The organism is Streptomyces prasinopilosus (assembly GCF_001419695.1).
In the GTDB taxonomy this organism is placed as follows: Bacteria; Actinomycetota; Actinomycetes; order Streptomycetales; family Streptomycetaceae; genus Streptomyces; species Streptomyces prasinopilosus.
The window spans coordinates 1-3,921 of record NZ_LIRG01000426.1 but is presented as its reverse complement, the minus strand read 5'-3'; the positions used below and the strand labels follow the sequence as shown (position 1 = coordinate 3,921).

Sequence of the window (3,921 nt, the reverse complement as noted above, 5' to 3'; positions counted from 1 at the left end):
CCGGCGCCCGCGCAGGCGCCCGACGAGCGGCCGGCCGGCGACGGGGCCCCCGGCGCCGACAGCCCGGCCGCCCACCCCGGCCACCCGGTCGACGACGCCCCGGAGGCCGTCGACCTCACGGCCGACCCGCAGGCCGAGGCCGTCCCCGCTCCCGCCACCCGGCCGGAGCCCGCACCGGATTCCGGGCCCCGGCCCGCTCAGGCCTCCGCCCCGGCCCCCGGCGCCGAGCACACGCGGGTGTCCGACGGCCCGGAACCGGAGCGGGCGGCGCAGCAGGCTCCGGAGCCGGAGGCCCCGGAGCCGGTCACCGCCAAGGGGCTGCCCAAGCGCACCCCGAAGATCACCGCACCCGCCGAGGCACCCCGGCAGCGCAACGGTTCGGTGGACGCCGAAGCCCTGCGCCGCCGTCTCGGCGGCTTCCGCCGGGGGGCGGAAGCCGGACGCCGGGACGTCGAGGTGGAGATCGCCGAGGAGACGGGCCCGCACCGACCGCCGTCCACCGCGACCCCCGCCACATCCGAAGAAGCCACGGGGGGCACCGTCGAGGAGGCAACGAGTTGACCGCGCCGAGTACCTTCGGACTGAGCAGTGAAGCCCGCAACCTGCACTGGCTGCTGACCAATCTCGTCGAGGAGGTGCCCGGCATCCTCTCGGTCGCGGTGGTCTCCTCCGACGGCCTGCTGCTGCTCTCCTCGGACCCCGACCTCGCGAAGGCCCGGACGGTCCCGGGCGAGGGCGCCCGCACCGCCGGGGAGGCCGGGGTACGGGCCGGGAAGCGCGCCGGTCCGCGCGGCTCCGCCGCCGATCTGGCCACCGTCGTCTCGGGCATCGGCAGCCTCACCGTCGGCGCCGCCAAGCTGATGGACTACGGCCAGGTCCGGCACACCATGGTGGCGATGGACGAGGGCAGCCTGTTCGTGATGTCGATCAGCGACGGTTCGCTGCTCGGTGTGCACGGCTCCGCGGACGTCGACATGAGCGTGGTGGCGTACCACATGGCGCTGTTCGTGGGCAGGGCCGGCCACGTCCTGACCCCCGAACTCCGCAGCGAACTGCGCCTCTCCATGGAGAACACGGCCCTGGAGAACGAGTCCACCGGGAGCACCCGTTGAGCGGTGAGACCAGGAAGAACCTCCCGGTCCGGGGCGGTGACCGCAGGCCCGCCCGCGTCCGCCCCTACTCGCTCACCGGCGGCCGCACCCGCTTCGGCCACGTGCTCCTCGTCGAGACGTTCGTGGCGGCCCCCGCCGAGCTGGAGGCCGCCGAGGAGCGCAGGGAACTGCCGAAGGGCTCGCTGACGACGGCGTTGCTGCCGGAGCTGCGGGCCATCGTCGAACTGTGCCGCCGCATGCGGACGGTGGCCGAGATCGCCGCGCTGCTGAAGATGCCGCTCGGCGTGGTCCGCGTTCTCCTGAGCGACCTCGCGGACCAGGGAAAGATCCGTGTCTACGGAACGGGAACCGGCCACGGCACGGGCCGCCCGGACCGCGCGCTGCTGGAAAGGGTGCTGAGTGGACTCCGCCGTCTCTGAGGCCGTTCAAGGCGTCACCCCGCTCGCCGAGGACGACGAGCCGTCGCTGCCCTGGCAGACGGACCGCACCCGCGCCCCGATCGCCACGAAGATAGTGGTGGCCGGCGGTTTCGGGGTCGGCAAGACCACGCTGGTCAGCACCGTCTCCGAGATCAGGCCTCTGGAGACCGAGGCGCTGATGACCGAGGCGAGCGCGGAGACCGACGACCTCACCGCCACCCCGGACAAGCTCACCACCACCGTGGCGATGGACTTCGGCCGGATCACGCTCGACGACGACCTGGTGCTCTACGTCTTCGGCACCCCCGGCCAGCAGCGGTTCTGGTTCATGTGGGACGACCTGGTGCGCGGTGCGATCGGCGCGGTCGTGATGGCCGACACCCGCCGGCTCAAGGACTGCTTCCCGGCGCTCGACTACTTCGAGAGCTGCGGCCTGCCGTACGTCGTCGCGGTCAACCACTTCGACGAGACCGAGCTGTTCGAGCCGGACGACGTGCGGGAGGCGCTCACCATCCCCTCCCGCATACCTGTCATGATCATGGACGCGCGGCGCCGGATCTCGGTCATCGAGACCCTCCTGTCCCTGGTGGGTCACGCGCTCGAGGAGACCCCGGAGTAATCCGGGAGTCCCCGCCCGGCCAGCGGAAGCCCCCGTCCAGCCAGGAGAACCCCTATGCGGAAGATACTCGTCGTCGGAGCCGGCCAGTCCGGTCTCCAGCTCGCCCTCGGCCTCCAGTCGCACGGGTACGAGGTCACCCTGATGTCCAACCGGACCGCGGACGAGGTCCGCACCGGGCGGGTGATGTCGACGCAGTGCATGTTCCACACGGCCCTGCAGCACGAGCGTGATCTCCGGCTGAACTTCTGGGAGTCCCAGGCCCCGAAGATCCGCGGGCTCGGCGTCTCGGTCGCGGCCCCCGGCTCGCACGACCCGGGCCCCACGCAGCGCGCGATCGACTGGCTGGGCAGGCTCGACGGGTTCGCCCAGTCGGTCGACCAGCGGGTCAAGATGGCGGGCTGGATGGAGACGTTCGCCCAGCGCGGCGGCCAGCTGGTCATCCACGGCGCGGCCGTCGGCGACCTCGACTACTTCTCCCGCACGTACGACCTCGTGCTCGTCTCCGCCGGCAAGGGCGAGCTGGTGCGGATGTTCGGCCGCGACGCGTCGCGCTCCCCGTACGCCGCGCCGCAGCGCGCCCTCGCGGTGGCCTACGTCCACGGGCTCGCCCCGCGTCCGGAGCACCCGGACACCGAGGCGGTCCGCTGCAACATCGTCCCCGGGGTCGGCGAGATGTTCATCATGCCGACGCTGACCACCTCGGGCCGCGCCGACATCCTGTTCTGGGAGGGGATACCCGGCGGCCCGCTGGACGTCTTCAAGGACGTCAAGGACCCGGCGGAGCACCTCTCCCTGACCCTGGACCTCATGGAGAGGTTCCTCCCCTGGGAGTACGCACGGACCACCGAGGTCGAACTGACCGACGCCGGCGGCACCCTCGCCGGCCGCTACGCCCCGACCGTCCGCAACCCCGTCGGCACCCTGCCCGGCGGCGGCCTGGTCCTCGGCGTCGCCGACGTGGTCGTGGCCAACGACCCGATCACCGGGCAGGGCTCCAACTCCGCCTCCAAGTGCGCCGCCTCCTACCTCGCCTCCATCCTCGAGCGCGGCGACAGGCCGTTCGACGAGGCGTGGATGCGGGACACCTTCGACCGCTACTGGGCCACCGCCCGGCACGTCACCAAGTGGACCAACGCCATGCTGGCCCCGCCGCCCCCGCACGTCCTCGACGTCCTCGGTGCCGCCGGCGGCCTCCAGTCCGTCGCCGACCGGTTCGTCAACTGCTTCGACGACCCGGCCGACCTCGAGAACTTCTTCTACGACCCGGAGAAGGCCGGCGCCTACCTGGCGGAGGCCTCGGGGGCCGCGGGGGCGTAGCCGGGCGCGTACCCCTGGTCGGGCCCCTCCGTCGCCCCCTCGGGGAGCTCGGGCGGTACGTAGTGCCGCAGGGGCTCCCGGTCCGGGTCGGGGCGCACGGCGCCCAGGACCGGGTTGGCCGCGACCGGGGAGACCTTCACCTGCGCGCCGGGCCGCGGCGCCTGCACCACCATGCCGTCGCCGAGGTAGACGGCGACGTGCGTGGCGTCGGGGAAGTACACGACGAGGTCGCCCGGCCGCAGTTCGTCCAGCGGTACCCGGTCCAGCCGTGCCCACTGCTCCTGACTGGTCCGGGGCACCGGCGTCCCGGCCGCCCGCCACGCCTCGGAGGTCAGCCCCGAGCAGTCGTACGCCTCGGGGCCCTCGGCACCCCACTCGTACGGCTTCCCGATCTGCTCCACCGCGTACCGCAGGGCCCGGGCGCCCGCCGCGGAGGGCGCCCGGGCCCTGCGGT

At 73.2% G+C, this 3,921-nt stretch carries 5 protein-coding genes and 1 pseudogene; 5 read left to right on the top strand and 1 reads right to left on the bottom strand.

The features are described from left to right. From AOK18_RS34440 to AOK18_RS18320, 5 genes and pseudogenes are all read left to right on the top strand, one after another. A pseudogene (locus AOK18_RS34440) lies at positions 1-561 on the top strand (histidine kinase); the annotation flags it as partial. Next, a complete protein-coding gene (locus AOK18_RS18335; RefSeq protein ID WP_055695083.1) occupies positions 558-1,112 on the top strand; it encodes a roadblock/LC7 domain-containing protein in 555 nt (184 codons plus the stop codon). The pseudogene AOK18_RS34440 and the gene AOK18_RS18335, both read left to right, overlap by 4 nt. Next, positions 1,109-1,531 (top strand): DUF742 domain-containing protein, encoded by a 423-nt coding sequence (locus tag AOK18_RS18330; protein WP_055572854.1) that lies wholly within the window; start codon positions 1,109-1,111, stop codon positions 1,529-1,531. Before AOK18_RS18335 ends, AOK18_RS18330 begins: the two co-directional genes overlap by 4 nt. Further along, a complete protein-coding gene (locus tag AOK18_RS18325; protein ID WP_055572855.1) occupies positions 1,512-2,150 on the top strand; it encodes a GTP-binding protein in 639 nt (212 codons plus the stop codon). Before AOK18_RS18330 ends, AOK18_RS18325 begins: the two co-directional genes overlap by 20 nt. Positions 2,151-2,204: 54 nt before the next feature. Next, positions 2,205-3,467, top strand: a complete 1,263-nt coding sequence (locus tag AOK18_RS18320; RefSeq protein WP_055695082.1) for a styrene monooxygenase/indole monooxygenase family protein — start codon at positions 2,205-2,207, stop codon at positions 3,465-3,467. Here AOK18_RS18320 and AOK18_RS18315 read toward each other — a convergent pair. Then, on the bottom strand, positions 3,431-3,921 hold a 491-nt coding region (locus AOK18_RS18315), incomplete at its 5' end, for a C40 family peptidase (RefSeq protein WP_167738707.1). The genes AOK18_RS18320 and AOK18_RS18315 overlap by 37 nt on opposite strands.